Consider the following 15,399-nt stretch of genomic DNA (forward strand, 5'->3'; position numbering starts at 1 on the left):
AAGACAGCTCTAATTATTCTTCTACTAGACGCTGCAGTTGCAGTAGTTTATTATCCCAAAACAGCTCAAAGTATTGTAGCCAATCCTCGACTTCCTTTAAGCCCTCTACATGAAGCGTATATATTTTTTCTCGTCCTTTTTTTTCGGCAGCTACGAGCTGTGCTTGCTCAAGTACAGTTAAATGTTTTACAACGGCTGTGCGGCTTATGGCAAATTGTGCGGAAATATTAGTAATCGGCTGGTTACCATGCGCCAGCAATTGCAAAATTTGACGTCTTGTTGGGTCTGCAATGGCTTGGAATACATCATATTTCTCGGCAGTTTGTGCCATTAAGCCTCTACTACCTCTTTTAATTTTTTACCAACAATCGCTGTCCAGCCACCATCCATATTCTTCCGCACTGCATCAACAGGTAAATTCGCCTTTGGAATAATATGACCGCCTTCTTTCCAACCGCCATGTGTTAACGTAAATTCAGTTTGCCCATCAACTTCTTTCAGCTCAAATATTACATACCAGCCATCCTCATCCCAAGCAAATCGCAAAAAATGTGGGGCTTCCACTTTTTCTACTTTACATGGTGAAGGACCGAAGGGGGATTGAATTGTAAAATGATACCCTTCAATAGCTTGAAAATCATTTGGCATGAACCATGCGCTAATACCTTCAGAGGTCGATACAATATCCCATACTTTCGTAATTGGTGCGTTTAGTAAAACCGTTTTAACAATATCCTTTGTCATTATTCTAACTCCTTTTTTAAAAAAGTATAACCAAAAGGTGTTATAAATATATAACACCTTTTGGTTACATGTCAATCATCAAGGGGGAGTTTATAACGCTTTTTCAATTAGGGCAAAATAATTATTTTCATCATCTGCAAAATTAAATAATTTGCCTGCTGGAATGGTAATTAAATCACCAACGGTAATTCCTTTAGCTTTAAATTCCTCGTACAATGCCTCAACATCTGTTGCATAAAACATAATGGAAGGTGTACCTAAGTTTAACTCAGGCTGCATTTGCGCAATCATAGCTTTATTATGCAAAACGAAAGATGTTTGTACATCTTTTGCAGGGGCAATCTCAATTATGCGCATCCCGTGGTTTTCTTCATCCTTTACTAAAACAAAGCCTATTTTTTCTGTCCAAAACCTTGCTGCTACCTCTTGGTCATTTACATAAAGCATAATTTGTCCAATTTGATGAATCATAAAACTCCTCCGCTCACATTATTTTTTTCGCCTTCGTAATAATATCGCTTGTACACTATAAAATATACCCCCTGCGCTAACACCTATTACAAAGATGCCAAGTAGTTCAGCTAAATCTGTCTGTATTCCTGATAATAAAGAAAAAATAGTGATTATTAGCCCGCCTAAAATACCATGTAAAAACAAGCTGTACCATGTATTAGATGTCCTCTGCTCAATTAAAAAAGATATGCCTATGCCAACTGTCATATAAATGACAAATACATAAATACTATACCACACAAATAGCTCAATAAAACTTGCGTAATATGTTTGCTGCTGAGCCATTAATTCTTTTGGACGGTACATGATACTTGCCAAAGCAAACGAGGTAAGTATTGTTGAAAAAAATGCAGTTAATATTTTATCGATAAATGGTCTTAATATAGTGCTCATCCCCAACGTATCAAATTTTAAGGCAACAATATTAAAATATTTTCTAATAGGAAATTTAACGTATTCTATAAATTAACCTTAGATCAAGCCGTTAATTAATTTAGAAATCAATATGATATTTTAAAAGTGGCATTGGGATATATAGGAAATAGATACTCGAATCCTTTATTTGTCGCTTGTATCAAGGTTCTAGACCATATATCATTAGTTGGGCTATATACATAAAATTCATGATTGGGTGCTTGGTCACGAGAGCCTTCAACTACAAAACTTCCACCACGATTCATTGTTACTGTATACTTATAATTAATTTCCGGAGCATTTCCAAATGGAATTGCAACACCATGGGTTAAAGTATATGAAAGTTGATTATATGATTTGGTGATATTTGAATATACAATCCCTGAATTACTTGCTCTTCGTGATTCAACTAATGTCCCGCTTCCATTGTACAAATATGTCCAACCTACAAACCTTCCAGTTGTATCTAACGAACTTCCCGTTCCTGTAAAGCTAATTGGTGATTCTACATAAGTGCGATACTTTTCTGTTTCATTAAACGAAAATCCTCTACAATCTCCTCCAAATTGATAGCCTGCTAGTCCTTGGACAATTGATAAAGCACTTACCATACAATCAGGAATAAAAGTTTTATATCTAAAAACATACAGTGGAGTAGCAGATACTAATGGTTCTAAAGTTAATTGCTCTATTGTTTCATCCAGGCTACTTGGAACATTAACTACACGAATCATTTCATATGGTTTTTGATAAAGTTCTTTTAATTGAATTGCATCTATTATAATATTATGTTCTTTTATATATTTTTGAACTTCTTCTTTTTCTACATCACTGCGCTCTTTTTTACCTATAATCTTATAAGTATAGGTTTGTTTCTCCATTACATTTGTATCAATTAATTTTTTATTGTCCAACGAACCTATATAAATATCATCACGATATACCTCATAAATGCCATCGTCATCTGGAATGGATCCTTTTAATTCTAATTGTACATAATTATTACTCATAATTACATCTAAATTGACATTAGATAATTCGCTAATTTCATCTACTCTTATTAAAGAATCAATATATGGGGTATTTCTTTTTTCTGAATTAGTTTGGAATTTAACTATAGCCATATCTATAGGGATAGTCTCATTATATGCAATAAGAGTTAGAGAATAATTATCTTTAGTTAGCTTTTTCATAACAAAGGTAGTTTCATCGCCAAACCATATTTCCTCATTATCATCATATATTGCATATGATTTTCCTAAATCGTCCCAAGTAAATATTACACTGTCTTCGCCTATGTCATATTTAAGATTCAATGCTATTTTTTTTGTTTCTTTTGCATATATCGTATCACCAATTATTAAGCTAAACATAAAGATTAAAATATAGAAAAACGATTTTTTCATAATCTATAAACACCTCTTGATTTTAATTCGGTACCGATAATTGAATTATAAAATGTGTAATTACCAAAATCAACACTAAATTGGTTTTTAATTGTAATTCTTTAATCGGTAGAGGGTTTCCTTAATTACTTCAATCAATACAATTTTCATATTGAAAAATATGTTGTTTGGTAGTAGATAAAAATAGCGATTGAAGGTGCCAAAAGTGTAATATAGAGAAGTGTTTTTCAGTTATTTCGTTTGTGTTTTATTAAAATAATTACTATATTAAAAAATGTATAATTTGTTTTAAAAGACCTTAAATACTGAATTTAAAAGGTAACGAAGATACCTCAGCTTTTTCTGATAGATTTACACATAGCAGACCTTTGAACAAAGAAGTGAGATAGATTATGATAAGAGCAGAGATTAAATAGGGAGGCTTGGCAATGGATGTATTAAATGTGTTAGATAAACTCGATCAAATTGAAATATTGTTTGAGCCTATTTATAGCGCAGATGAGCATAGTGTGGCTGCATATGAGGTGCTGGGACAGTTGGATGAAAATATCAATTTAACTATGTTTTCAGCTAGTGAAGAAATTCCAGAGGAAATTCGTGCCGAAATTGAGCAGCTCATTATTCGCGAATCACTGCAAATCGTAGGGGATAAAATAAATGATGTGGATTTATATATACCGTGTAATCCAAACTTATTAATGCTTGATTTTGGAGAGAGTTATTTTACATTATTAAAAGAAATGCTGCCAGAGCAGTTATTGTCAAAACTTGTTCTTGTTATTAGCGAGCACCATTATAAAGGGAATATCGAGCAATTACACCATGTCGTAAAATATATGAAAACATACGGAATTAAAATAGCGCTTGATGATATAGGAGCGCATAGCAACTTGAATCACATCCTATTATTAGAGCCCTATGTATTAAAGATGAAAGTGGAGCAATTAGATTACAATCATTGGAGCGCGCAAAACCATGTATTCTCCACGCTTCGCGCATTAGCTTTAAAAATTGGCGCATCTTTACTAGTAAGCAATGTAGATGCGGTTTATCAACTACAGCATGGCTGGAAAAATGGAGCACGCTATTATAAAGGCGTTTATTTAGAGCCACCTTTAAAGGAATTTATCGCAAGAGATACGCTAAAATCTCGCTTCCATGATGAATGTAAGCAGTTCATTATGACGGAAAAGAAGCTATTAGAGCAAAAATATGAAGCAACGAAAATGTTGGAAAGGAAAATTATTGCAGCAGTTGAACAAGTCGAGCCGACAAGCACAAATATTGATAGCTTATTACAATTAGCCGAAAAGCTACGTCCGTATATTTTTAGACTCTATATTTGTGATGGGGAAGGGTTTCAAACAACACCAAATATTATGCTAATAGAAGGAAATTGGCGAATTCAGCAGGATGCCATTCATAAAAATTGGAGCTGGCGACCATACTTTTTACAAAATTTAATTAAAATGCGACATGACGGTCAAAGCAAGTTTTCCGAAACATATAGCGATATTGAAACAGCAGAGCTGACAAGAACATATTCAATGGCATTGCCTCAAAATGAATATTTGTTTATGGATGTATCGTACGATTATTTATATGAAAATAACATTGTGAGCTAGTGGGAAAACAACAATATATCAAATGAAAATACTTTGCTTTTAAGGTGTTGAAATTGTAGCATAAAAGGGCTAATATAGTAGGGAGAGATTTTTGTCGAAAATATGTCGACCTAGCGTAAGTATTAGTGAAGTATTTCGTACTTCTTTTTTATTTGCCTTGCGCTAGTATAATACAATTAAAGGGGTTTTGATTTCAGTGAAAAGACCGACAATTTTAGTATTAGGCGCGGGCTATGGCGGATTAACAACAGCTGTTAATCTTCAAAAAATGGTTAGTGGTGAGCAAGCAGAAATTATTTTAGTGAACAAAAATGATTACCACTATGAAACAACTTGGTTACACGAAGTAGGAGCAGGTACAATTTCACCTGACGCTGCACGTTATCCAATTGCAAATGTACTTAACAACAATGTTCGCTTTGTACAAGCATCTGTAGAAAGCATTGATGTTAATGAACGCAAAGTGCAAACAACTGCTGGTGAAATGACGTATGATTATTTAGTTTTAGGCTTAGGATTCGAAGGTGAGACTTTCGGCATTCCAGGTTTAGATAAATATGCTTTATCATTAGCAAACTTAAATGCTGCGCGCCAAATTCGCGAGCATATTGAATATCAATTTGCTTCATGGTCATTAGATGAAGTGAAGGATGATAGCAAGCTAACAATTATCGTTGGTGGAGCAGGGTTTACAGGTATTGAGCTTTTAGGTGAGCTTGGTAACCGTGTACCAGAGCTTTGCAAAGAGTTTGATATTCCACAAGAAAAAGTGCGCGTACTATGTGTCGAAGCAGCACCAATGGTTTTACCAGGCTTTGATCCAAACTTAGTAGAATATGCAAAAGCACAATTAGCGAAAAAAGGTATCGAGTTTTCAATCGGTACACCTGTTGTTGAAGCAACAGAAGAAGGCGTTAATATTAAAAAAGGTGAAGATGAGTTTGAATTCATTAAAGCAGGTACAGTAATTTGGGCTGCTGGTGTACGTGGAAACAAGCTTGTTGAAACATCTGGCATCGAATCAAATCGTGCGCGTATCGCTGTACGTAAAGATATGCGTGCACCGGGCTTTGATGATGTATTCGTAGTAGGTGACTGTGCCTTCCTATTAAATGAAGAGGCTGGACGTCCATACCCACCAACTGCACAAATTGCAATGCAGCAGGCTGTTACAATTGCTAAAAACATTAAGCATTTGATGAATGGTGAAGAAACAGAAACATTTGTTTATGATGACAAAGGCGCTGTTTGTTCTCTAGGGCATGATGATGCGATTGCTGATGCTGTAGGTCGCAAGCTTACTGGTAAAACGGCATCTGCATTGAAGAAAATTGTAGATAACCGCGCACTATACTTAGTAGGTGGCGTAGGCTTAACAGTGAAAAAAGGGAAGTTTAAATTTATCTAATTTATTTCAGCGGAGGTCATAGATTTTGAAGAAGCGTTTTCGAGCGAGCTCGAAAAAATCTGGACTAAAGTTAGACGAGACGTAATTATTTTAAGACAGCGGCTGTTTGAAAAGTGAGCTAACGCACAACTTTTCAGATAGCCATTTTTTTATCCCGCATTAACGGGCAGTAGACCAACTGCCCGTAAAAGCCCGATTGGTTCAACTAACAATCAGTCGGAAAAACTCCGACTGATAGCCGTTTCACTTTATCCCGCATTAACGGGCAGTAAACCAACTGCCCGTAAAAGCCCGATTGGTTCAACTAATAATCAGTCGGAAAACCTCCGACTGATTAAAGTTTCACTTTATCCCGCATTAACGGGCAGTAAACCAACTGCTCGTAAAAGCCCGATTGGTTCAACTAATAATCAGTCGGAAAAACCCCGACTGATAGAAGTTTCACTTTATCCCGCATTAACGGGCAGTAAACCAACTGCCCGTAAAAGCCCGATTGGTTCAACTAATAATCAGTCGGAAAAAACCCCGACTGATTAAAGTTTCACTTTATCCCGCATTAACAGGCAGTAAACCAACTGCCCGTAAAAGCCCGATTGGTTCAACTAATAATCAGTCGGAAAAACTCCGACTGATTAAAGTTTCACTTTATCCCGCATTAACGGGCAGTAGACCAACTGCCCGTAAAAGCCCGATTGGTTCAACTAATAATCAGTCGGAAAACCTCCGACTGATTAAAGTTTCACTTTATATGCTTTTCTTATTGAAAGCGGCATGCTTATAATAGTACATAGGAAAGGGGAATGAGTATGTCAAAAGAGCGTGGGAAAGTATGGCTAGGCGTCGCAGCCGTTATTGAAAACAGGGATGGGGAATGGCTTGTAGTGGAGAAATCGTACGGTGGCTTAAAAGGCTGTTGGTCTTTACCTGCTGGCTTTGTGCAACAGGCTGAAACAGCAGATATGGCTGCACGGCGCGAAGTAAAGGAAGAGACGGGCATTGATTGCACGATACAGGGACTTATTGGCTTTCGAACAGGTGTTATTCGTGAGGATATAAGCGATAATATGGCGATATTTTATGGCAAAGCAACAACTGAGCATATACAAATACAGGAGGGGGAGATTGTGGCAGCCTATTGGATTGCGCCAGAGAAGTTGGCGCAAGATCCGAAATCATCTGTAATGCTAGCAGAAATGTCTACATATCATGTAAAACAGCACCAGTTAGGTTTATGGACAGATATTGACCCCGGAAAAGTATTTGGCTATACAGCTTATCATTTATTTTTTAACAATTATGAGGACCATAAATGATTGAATTATCCGTCTATATGTTGGAGCGTATTGGAATCATTGTCATATTTGCATTCTTAATCTCCAAATGGCGACCGTTCCAAAGCATATTGTATCGGGAGCAAAATACTTCATCGAAGCTCATACTTATTGTAGTATTCGGCGCATTAGGTATAATAAGCAGTTATTTAGGTATTCGCATTGACAATGGGAATATTAGTGCAAACATTGTAAGAATACAGGTTGAAGAAACAGCAGCTATTGCCAATACAAGATTAGTAGGAGTCGCAATTGCAGGAATTTTCGGCGGACCAGCAGTCGGCATAGGCGCTGGTTTAATCGCTGGTGTCCATCGTATTTTTCTAGGAGGTTATACAGCAATTGCTTGTGGTATTTCAACGATTTTAGCGGGAATTATTACAGGGTTTTTAGGGCGCAAGCTTCATGTCGAAAAAACATTTTCCTACCGACACGCGATGGGCATTGGGATATTGGCGGAGTGCCTGCAAATGCTTGTCATTTTGCTAATTGCCCGACCTTTTGAAATGGCATTGAATTTAGTGCAAATTATCGCAGTGCCGATGATTTTTATGAATGCATTTGGAATTTTTTTATTTTGTCTTATTATTAAAACATCGATTGCTGAGGAGCGACGTACGAAGGCGACACAAACACATGAGGCGTTTCAAATTGCACAAAAAACAGTTATCCATTTTAGGCAAGGATTAAATGAGGAATCGTGCTATCAGGCTGCGGAAATCATTAAGCAAGCTACAGGTGTAGTCGCAGTTGCCATTACAGACCAGCATGGTATTTTAGCGCATGTTGGCGAAGGGGCAGACCATCACCTAACGAAACAAAAAATTATGACGAAGCTAACATATGATGTGCTAAAACATGGCAAAATTATTAAGGCAACGAAAAAGGGAGAAATTAGTTGCCCTCATAAAGATTGTAAATTACAGGCGGCCCTCGTCCTGCCTTTACAAGTGCACCAGCAAACGGTAGGGACGTTAAAAATGTATTTTACAGATGGAGCCCATATTACTGCGGTAGAGGAGGAGCTAGCTGAAGGTCTAAGTAAATTATTTTCTACACAGCTTGAATATGCAGAAGTGGAAAAACAGCGAAAATTATTAAAGGATGCTGAAATTAAAGCGCTACAAGCACAAATTCATCCGCATTTTTTCTTTAATAGCATTAATGCGATATCGAGTTTAATCCGTACAGACCAGGAGCAGGCACGTCATTTACTTTTACAGCTTGCCTCTTTTTTCAGAAGCAATATGCAAGGTGCGCGGCAAATGCGCATACCTTTAGAAAAAGAAATAGAACATATCGAAGCCTATTTAACGATTGAACAGGCGCGCTTCCCAAATAAATATGCGGTGAAATTTGATATAGATGAACGCTTATTAAAAGTGCTTGTACCGCCTTTTACGTTACAGCCACTCGTTGAAAATGCGATACATCATGGCTTTAAAAAGCTTAAAAATGGTGAAATCAGCATTACCGCGAGAAAAAATGTAGGGATGCTTGAAATTATTGTGGCTGATAACGGCTGCGGTATAGAAAAGACGAAATTAATTTTATTGGGCAATCAAGTGATAGATTCGCCTAATGGAACGGGTACAGCATTATGGAATATATCAGAGCGTTTAAAAGAAATATATAATTACCGTGGAAAGGTAGAGTTTAAAAGTAAAGAAAATAGAGGGACAACGGTAAAGATTTTTGTTCCGATAGATGACTAGGTGATAAAAATGTATAAAGTATTCATTATTGATGACGAACCTCTAGCACGTGATGAACTGAAATATTTATTATCGCAATTTTCTGAAATTGAAGTGGTAGGGGAATCCGAGGATTTACAGCAAGTGCTAGAGGGCAACTTAATAGAAGAAATCGATTGTTTATTTTTAGATATAGAGCTTTCTGATAAAAATGGCATTGAGCAAGCGAAGGAATTGCTACAGCGAGAGGACAAGCCTTTAATTGTATTTGCTACTGCATATGACGATTATGCAATTGATGCTTTTAATATGAATGCCTTTGATTATATTTTAAAGCCCTTTGAGCAGCAGCGAATCGAGCAAACCATCCTCAAATTAATGACAATGACAAAGAAAAGCGAGCGCAAGGAACCAGCGGTGAAAGAAAAAATAAAGCAAATGGGGAAAATAGCTGTTTCTAATGAGGATAGAATTGCACTAATTAAATTGCAAGATGTACTGTATTTCACTTCAGAGGGCAGTAAAACAAAAGTAATTACAGAGCAAAAATGCTATAGCAGCGCAGAATCATTAATTATGTTAGAAAAAAAACTTACCCCTAATTTTATACGCATTCATCGCGCGTTTTTAATTAACTTAGAGCATTTGCAGGAGCTTGAATCATGGGGCACGTCCAAATACAATGTCATTTTACAAGGAGGACATAGTGTGCCTGTGAGCCGTATGTATGTAAAGGAAATTCGAAAAATATTTGAAACTTAATATGCATTTGAACAGTAAAATTTGACGCTTTAACAGATTATTCTGACATTTTAATGTGATTTTATCCAATTTTCTAATCTTTTTGCTACTCTTGTAAAAAAGAAAGAATAAGGGGGATGAAAGTTAAGATGAATGCAATTTCAATTGTTATAGGGGCAATCTGTATTTTAGTTATAGCGTATCGTCTTTATGGTTATTTCTTTACAAAAAAAGTTTTAAAAATCAATGATAACGAGCCTACGCCAGCGCATAAGCTGAATGATGGGCAAGATTATGTACCCACCAACAAATGGGTCGCTTTTGGGCACCATTTTGCGGCGATTGCGGCGGCTGGTCCGTTAGTTGGTCCCGTTTTAGCAGCACAGTTTGGTTATTTACCGGGGCTTCTATGGCTGTTAATTGGAGCGGTAATAGGGGGTGCTGTACATGATGCAGTCGTCTTATTTGCTTCGATGCGACGCGGTGGTAAATCATTATCTGAAGTAATGAAAGAGGAGCTTGGGCCTGTAGCTGGATTTTGTACAGGGCTGGCAATGTTGTTCATTATTACGATTACGATGGCCGGCTTATCAATGGTTGTACTAGGCGCACTGGAAAGAAACCCTTGGGGGACATTTGCGGTAGCCATTACGGTTCCGATTGCCATGCTTGTAGGAATTGCCTATAAGAAAACAGGCAATTTACTCATGACATCAGCAGTTGGCTTTATATTATTAATGATTGGTGTTTTCATAGGACCGAGTATTCAAGGCACTTGGCTAGGTGATTTATTAACATTAGACCGTCAAACATTAGCACTTATTTTACCGATTTATGCCTTCTTTGCGGCGGCATTGCCTGTTTGGCTATTGCTTGCACCACGTGATTATTTAAGTAGCTTTATGAAAATCGGTGTATTTATTGCATTAATTATTGGTGTTTTTATCGTTAATCCGGCAATTCAATTCCCAGCGATTATTCCTGATTTCTTAGGTGGGGGAGGTCCTGTTGTAGCAGGTCCCGTTTGGCCATTCGTATCTATTACAATAGCCTGTGGTGCTATTTCTGGCTTCCATGCCTTTGTCGGCTCAGGTACTACGCCTAAAATGATTGATAAATGGGAAGATATTCGCGTTGTTGGCTTTGGAGCGATGCTAGTAGAATGTTTAGTTGGTATTATGGCGTTAATCGCTGCGACGGCTTTACATCCTGGTGACTATTTTGCTATTAACTCTGCACCAGCAGTATTTGCAACGCTTGGTATGGATACGGTCAATTTAACGATGCTATCTGAGCAAATCGGTATGGATTTAGAAGGACGTACGGGCGGAGCTGTTACATTAGCGGTCGGCATGACGTATATTTTCACAGGTATTAAATGGTTCTCCGAGTTAACTTCATATTTCTATCAATTCGTCATTATGTTTGAGGCTGTGTTTATTTTAACAGCGATTGATGCTGGAACACGTGTGGCACGTTACTTAATACAGGATTTCTTAGGGCAAGCTTATAAGCCATTGAAGAAAACGGATTGGCTACCGGGGAATATTTTTGCTTCGGCACTGGCCTGCTTTATGTGGGGCTATCTTCTTTACTCAGGTGATATTAGCTCAGTTTGGGCATTATTCGGTGTATCGAATCAGCTGATGGCTTCTATTGGTCTAGTATGTGGTGCGACAATTATTTTGAAAATGGCAGACAAACGTATTTACGTTTTGACTTGTATGATACCATTGGCGTATTTATATGTTACCGTCAACGTAGCCGCATACTGGATGGTGAAAAATGTGTATTGGAACTCGGCGGCAGGTGGCTATAGCGTATTAAACGGTATTTTATCGATTATTATGGTGATTTTAGGATTGATTATCGTTGTGACGGCAGCGCGTAAATGGAAGGACCTATGGAACAGTCCACGCTTCGTTAAAGGCAAGGCGGTTGATGCTATATAATCGTGAACAAGCTGTGTCAAAATGATTTTGATTTTGACACGGCTTTTTGCTGTGTGAGGACTTAACATTGAAAGCCTTTCTTTAATCATGTAAACTTGATGGAGAGAATATCGGAGGGTTTACATAATGACAGTTTCAATTCCAGAATTAATTATTTCAACACTATTGTTTTTAGTGATGTTTTTCGGCATCGGCTTTTTATTAAATATGTTATTACGCATGACATGGTTGATGGCAATCGTGTATCCGGTTATCGTTGTCTTTATTATTGATGCGGATGAAATTAGCTTTTTAGATTATATTTTCAACGCTGGCACAGCTTATCCATCATTGGTCGATAAATTTTTCGCACTACAGCTAGCGGATATTATTATTTTATCAGGTGGCTTTGTCGGGGCAATTATTGCAGGGATTGTCATGATTTTATTACGCAAAAATGGCTATCGCATGTTTTAAATGCCAGCTTAAATTCAACTGTTTCCAACCTTTCAACTTCTGACAGCGGATGTCACAGATTTTGAAAGGAGTTTTCAAGCAAGCTTGAAAAAACTGAACGTAATTACACTTCGGTGTAATTGATAATGAGCTACTTACTTTTAATCAAATATCAACAAAACGCCCAAAAAGCAGTGCTCTAGCACGCTTTTTAGGCGTCTTTTTTACAGAAATTGATAAACAATGACACTCAGTATAATACCAGACAGTGCTCCAATCGCTACCTCGCTTTTTTTATGGCCGAGTAATGTTTTCAAATCTTCAATTTTTTGTTCCTCGTTTAATTCCGGCCAGCGCTTAATTTCACGAAAAAAATGTTGTAAATCATGGCGAATTTCATTTAATGCAGCGGCATGTCGTCCAGCTTGGAAACGCACGTGGCTTGCATCGTACATAACGATACCAGCAAGCATTGCTGCTACGGCAAAAATAGGTGAGTTGAAGCCTGTTTCATAGCCTACTGCGGTTGCGATACTTGCCACAGCGGCAGAGTGCGAGCTTGGCATTCCACCTGTTGATGTGAGCAAGCTCCAATTAACTTTTTTCGTCGCAAGAAAATAAATCGGGACTTTTAAAAATTGCGCCAGTAAAATAGCAAAAATACCGATTATAAGCGGGGTGTTTTGTAAAAGCTCCATCCTTCACCGTACCTCTCCAATTATCTAATATCTAAAGTATAGCATATTTACCCCGCATTAATGGGCAGTAAAAATCCTACTTCACAAGTTAAATGAAAACCAGCCTAAGGATAAGTAGGAGCTGAACTGTCCATAAAAGCCCGATTGGTTCAACTAATAATCAGCAGGAAAGCTTCCGCTGATTGAAGTTTTACTTTATAAATTTTAAAAAAGCAAATATTTCGCTATTCGAATAATTATGATATTGTATAATAGAGCTATATAGTTGAAACTGCAATCAGTAAATGCTCTTGTAGCATATGGATTGTTAGCTTTTGCAAATTAGACATTTTCAGGCAACAGTGCTTTTAGCCTGTTAATGCAAGAGAAAATAATTGGAGGATGTATGCAATGAATATCGCAAAACAATCGACAACATTAGAGCAAGTGACGACAGACGTATTAATCGTTGGTGTACAAAAGCACCGTGAGCAAATGAACAATTGGTCAGCATTACCGAGTGCTTTTGGAGACCATATTGACGAGTGGTTGAGTAGTGGGGAAATTTCATCTGAGGCGAAAGCGATTACAAAGCTACCTATCGCTGGAAAAGCAGTAAAGCATATTTTATTTGTTGGTCTTGGGGAAGGAAAAAGCTTAACAGCAGAAGTATTACGTAACGCATTTGGTTCAATTGGTAAACAATTAAAAGCGTCAAAAAAGACTGCTTATACAATTTGGCTAGAGTCCTTTACAACAGAAAATATTACGGAAGAAGAAGTAGCATTTTTAGCTGGAGAGGGCATTGGCTTAGGCTTCTACAAAGTAAAACACTACAAAACAACATCAAATGAAGCAGATACATATTTAGAGGATGTTCATTTTGTAGCAGCTAGCCCAGCGGAGGAAGTTGCTGCTAGCTACGAGGTAGGGCATATTTATGCGGAGGCAACAAATGAGGCACGCACGTTAGTAAATACGCCGCCAAATTTATTAACGGCGACAGACTTAGCGGATTATGCGGAGGAGCTTGGCAAGCAATACGGCTTTGAAGTAGAAATTTTAAATAAAGCGCAGATGGAAGAGCTAGGTATGGGTGCTATTTTAAGTGTTAATAAAGGGTCTGTGCAAGAGCCACGCATGATTACATTAAAGTATAAGGCAAAGGATACTTGGGAAGATGTAATTGGCTTAGTAGGAAAAGGTGTAACATATGATACAGGTGGCTATTCACTAAAGCCTCGCGAAAGCATGGTTGGTATGAAGGGCGATATGGGTGGTGCAGCTGCTGTTTTAGGCGCAATGAAAATTATCGGTGAAACACGACCGAATAAAAATGTAATGGCCGTAGTTGGGGCTACAGATAATATGGTTTCTGGTGAAGCGTTAAAGCCAGACGATGTTATTACAACATTAAGCGGAAAGACGGTAGAAGTGCTTAATACCGATGCAGAAGGTCGTCTTGTTTTAGCAGATGCAGTAACATACGCAAAGCAGCAGGGTGCTAATTATTTAATTGATGTTGCTACTTTAACAGGCGGTGTAATCGTTGCCTTAGGAAAGGATAAGACAGGCGCATTAACAAATAATGAGGCATTTTTCGAGGAGTTTATGGAAGCGACTGTAGATACGAATGAATTTGTATGGCGTTTACCGCTTACAGAAAGCGATAAAAAACGCATTCGTAACTCTGAATTAGCAGATTTAAACAACTCACCTGGTCGCGATGGCCATATGATTTTCGGTGGTGGCTTTATCGGTGAATTCGCAGAGGATACACCATGGATTCACTTAGATATTGCAGGCACTTCAGATGCTGGCACGGCGTATGACCTTGGACCAAAGGGCGGTACAGGTGTAATGGTACGAACTTTAGCAAGCTTTATTGAGCAATTAGCTGAGGAAAAATAAAAAGCTTAGAGGCCTTTAAGGGTAGCTCTTTGCTTTACTATATTTACTACTTTAATTAAACACTAACGAAATGGGGCTGTCCAAAAAGCCGTGCATAGCCGGCATTTTGGACAGTAGCGATGATGTTTCGCAAAATGTTGATTCCTATAAACAGAGAACGCCTCTTTTAAAAATGGGATGAAAATTCGCTTTAGCAGTGTACTCCTTCAGTAAAAGGGAAGCGATGAAAACCTTTATTTCAATGTGGTGGCAAAACAAAATGGACTTTTCGGACAACTCCATCCTATTTTGTCACCATTTCCTATGCTTTTGTCATATAGTAAAGCAAAGGAGGGGTTTTTCATGTTTCCGTGGTTTACTTTTGGTGCGCCTTTTTTAGGTGGCTTTCTCGGTGGATTTTTAGGTAATCAATTTTATCCTCAACGCTATCCCTATTATCCGCCATACCGACCATACCCGCCATACCCACCGTATAGACGCCCATTTTACGGACCATATTATCGATGATAGTAGGTCAAAAGTAATGATTCGCTCGTAAACAGCTAAAA

General features: G+C 37.7%; 15 protein-coding genes. 9 read left to right on the top strand and 6 right to left on the bottom strand.

Features of this window, described 5'->3' with window-relative positions:
- Positions 1 to 13: 13 nt before the first annotated feature.
- From MHH70_RS17305 to MHH70_RS17325, 5 genes are all read right to left on the bottom strand, one after another.
- Positions 14 to 331: a metalloregulator ArsR/SmtB family transcription factor gene (locus MHH70_RS17305; protein ID WP_342472101.1), complete on the bottom strand. Its 318-nt coding sequence runs from the start codon at positions 329 to 331 to the stop codon at positions 14 to 16.
- Positions 331 to 744 (bottom strand): SRPBCC domain-containing protein, encoded by a 414-nt coding sequence (locus MHH70_RS17310; RefSeq protein ID WP_107943131.1) that lies wholly within the window; start codon positions 742 to 744, stop codon positions 331 to 333. The genes MHH70_RS17305 and MHH70_RS17310 overlap by 1 nt, the downstream gene beginning before the upstream one ends.
- Positions 745 to 834: 90 nt before the next feature.
- Positions 835 to 1,215, bottom strand: coding sequence for a VOC family protein (locus MHH70_RS17315; protein ID WP_342472102.1), 381 nt, complete (start codon positions 1,213 to 1,215; stop codon positions 835 to 837).
- 18 nt (positions 1,216 to 1,233) lie between these two features.
- Positions 1,234 to 1,650 carry a hypothetical protein gene (locus MHH70_RS17320; protein ID WP_342472103.1) on the bottom strand — a complete coding sequence of 139 codons (417 nt, stop codon included), beginning with the start codon at positions 1,648 to 1,650 and terminating at the stop codon, positions 1,234 to 1,236.
- Positions 1,651 to 1,757: 107 nt separating this feature from the next.
- The gene (locus MHH70_RS17325) at positions 1,758 to 3,077 is read right to left on the bottom strand and encodes a DUF3238 domain-containing protein (RefSeq protein ID WP_342472104.1); all 1,320 of its coding nucleotides are present in this window, start codon (positions 3,075 to 3,077) and stop codon (positions 1,758 to 1,760) included.
- 428 nt (positions 3,078 to 3,505) lie between these two features.
- On the opposite strand from MHH70_RS17325, the gene MHH70_RS17330 reads away from it, so the two are divergent.
- From MHH70_RS17330 to MHH70_RS17360, 7 genes are all read left to right on the top strand, one after another.
- Positions 3,506 to 4,702 (top strand): EAL-associated domain-containing protein, encoded by a 1,197-nt coding sequence (locus MHH70_RS17330; protein ID WP_066166489.1) that lies wholly within the window; start codon positions 3,506 to 3,508, stop codon positions 4,700 to 4,702.
- A gap of 196 nt (positions 4,703 to 4,898) precedes the next feature.
- Positions 4,899 to 6,110 carry an NAD(P)/FAD-dependent oxidoreductase gene (locus MHH70_RS17335; RefSeq protein WP_066166487.1) on the top strand — a complete coding sequence of 404 codons (1,212 nt, stop codon included), beginning with the start codon at positions 4,899 to 4,901 and terminating at the stop codon, positions 6,108 to 6,110.
- Between the two features lie 806 nt (positions 6,111 to 6,916).
- The gene (locus MHH70_RS17340) at positions 6,917 to 7,423 is read left to right on the top strand and encodes an NUDIX hydrolase (protein ID WP_066166484.1); all 507 of its coding nucleotides are present in this window, start codon (positions 6,917 to 6,919) and stop codon (positions 7,421 to 7,423) included.
- A complete protein-coding gene (locus MHH70_RS17345) occupies positions 7,420 to 9,156 on the top strand; it encodes a sensor histidine kinase (RefSeq protein WP_342472105.1) in 1,737 nt (578 codons plus the stop codon). The genes MHH70_RS17340 and MHH70_RS17345 overlap by 4 nt, the downstream gene beginning before the upstream one ends.
- A 9-nt stretch (positions 9,157 to 9,165) precedes the next feature.
- Positions 9,166 to 9,897 carry a LytTR family DNA-binding domain-containing protein gene (locus MHH70_RS17350; RefSeq protein ID WP_107943129.1) on the top strand — a complete coding sequence of 244 codons (732 nt, stop codon included), beginning with the start codon at positions 9,166 to 9,168 and terminating at the stop codon, positions 9,895 to 9,897.
- Between the two features lie 128 nt (positions 9,898 to 10,025).
- Positions 10,026 to 11,828: a carbon starvation protein A gene (locus MHH70_RS17355; protein WP_342473228.1), complete on the top strand. Its 1,803-nt coding sequence runs from the start codon at positions 10,026 to 10,028 to the stop codon at positions 11,826 to 11,828.
- Positions 11,829 to 11,954: 126 nt separating this feature from the next.
- Positions 11,955 to 12,284 carry a YuiB family protein gene (locus MHH70_RS17360; protein ID WP_066166473.1) on the top strand — a complete coding sequence of 110 codons (330 nt, stop codon included), beginning with the start codon at positions 11,955 to 11,957 and terminating at the stop codon, positions 12,282 to 12,284.
- Between the two features lie 203 nt (positions 12,285 to 12,487).
- Here the strand turns inward: MHH70_RS17360 and MHH70_RS17365 are convergent, their stop codons facing one another.
- Positions 12,488 to 12,961: a divergent PAP2 family protein gene (locus MHH70_RS17365; RefSeq protein WP_082799023.1), complete on the bottom strand. Its 474-nt coding sequence runs from the start codon at positions 12,959 to 12,961 to the stop codon at positions 12,488 to 12,490.
- 390 nt (positions 12,962 to 13,351) lie between these two features.
- On the opposite strand from MHH70_RS17365, the gene MHH70_RS17370 reads away from it, so the two are divergent.
- Both MHH70_RS17370 and MHH70_RS17375 read left to right on the top strand, forming a co-directional pair.
- The gene (locus tag MHH70_RS17370) at positions 13,352 to 14,851 is read left to right on the top strand and encodes a leucyl aminopeptidase (RefSeq protein ID WP_342472106.1); all 1,500 of its coding nucleotides are present in this window, start codon (positions 13,352 to 13,354) and stop codon (positions 14,849 to 14,851) included.
- A 303-nt stretch (positions 14,852 to 15,154) separates the two neighbouring features.
- Positions 15,155 to 15,358: a hypothetical protein gene (locus MHH70_RS17375; protein WP_066167421.1), complete on the top strand. Its 204-nt coding sequence runs from the start codon at positions 15,155 to 15,157 to the stop codon at positions 15,356 to 15,358.
- Positions 15,359 to 15,399 lie beyond the last annotated feature (41 nt).

The sequence above is a fragment of the Metasolibacillus sp. FSL H7-0170 genome, assembly GCF_038593115.1.
GTDB classification, from domain to species: domain Bacteria; phylum Bacillota; class Bacilli; order Bacillales_A; family Planococcaceae; genus Metasolibacillus; species Metasolibacillus fluoroglycofenilyticus.

Bases quoted from the DNA above. Each gene is read 5' to 3' on its own strand.
- MHH70_RS17305 (WP_342472101.1), bottom strand. From the start codon at position 331: ATGGCACAAACTGCCGAGAAATATGATGTATTCCAAGCCATTGCAGAC.
- MHH70_RS17310 (WP_107943131.1), bottom strand. From the start codon at position 744: ATGACAAAGGATATTGTTAAAACGGTTTTACTAAACGCACCAATTACG.
- MHH70_RS17315 (WP_342472102.1), bottom strand. From the start codon at position 1,215: ATGATTCATCAAATTGGACAAATTATGCTTTATGTAAATGACCAAGAG.
- MHH70_RS17320 (WP_342472103.1), bottom strand. From the start codon at position 1,650: ATGAGCACTATATTAAGACCATTTATCGATAAAATATTAACTGCATTT.
- MHH70_RS17325 (WP_342472104.1), bottom strand. From the start codon at position 3,077: ATGAAAAAATCGTTTTTCTATATTTTAATCTTTATGTTTAGCTTAATA.
- MHH70_RS17330 (WP_066166489.1), top strand. From the start codon at position 3,506: ATGGATGTATTAAATGTGTTAGATAAACTCGATCAAATTGAAATATTG.
- MHH70_RS17340 (WP_066166484.1), top strand. From the start codon at position 6,917: ATGTCAAAAGAGCGTGGGAAAGTATGGCTAGGCGTCGCAGCCGTTATT.
- MHH70_RS17345 (WP_342472105.1), top strand. From the start codon at position 7,420: ATGATTGAATTATCCGTCTATATGTTGGAGCGTATTGGAATCATTGTC.
- MHH70_RS17350 (WP_107943129.1), top strand. From the start codon at position 9,166: ATGTATAAAGTATTCATTATTGATGACGAACCTCTAGCACGTGATGAA.
- MHH70_RS17355 (WP_342473228.1), top strand. From the start codon at position 10,026: ATGAATGCAATTTCAATTGTTATAGGGGCAATCTGTATTTTAGTTATA.
- MHH70_RS17360 (WP_066166473.1), top strand. From the start codon at position 11,955: ATGACAGTTTCAATTCCAGAATTAATTATTTCAACACTATTGTTTTTA.
- MHH70_RS17365 (WP_082799023.1), bottom strand. From the start codon at position 12,961: ATGGAGCTTTTACAAAACACCCCGCTTATAATCGGTATTTTTGCTATT.
- MHH70_RS17370 (WP_342472106.1), top strand. From the start codon at position 13,352: ATGAATATCGCAAAACAATCGACAACATTAGAGCAAGTGACGACAGAC.
- MHH70_RS17375 (WP_066167421.1), top strand. From the start codon at position 15,155: ATGCTTTTGTCATATAGTAAAGCAAAGGAGGGGTTTTTCATGTTTCCG.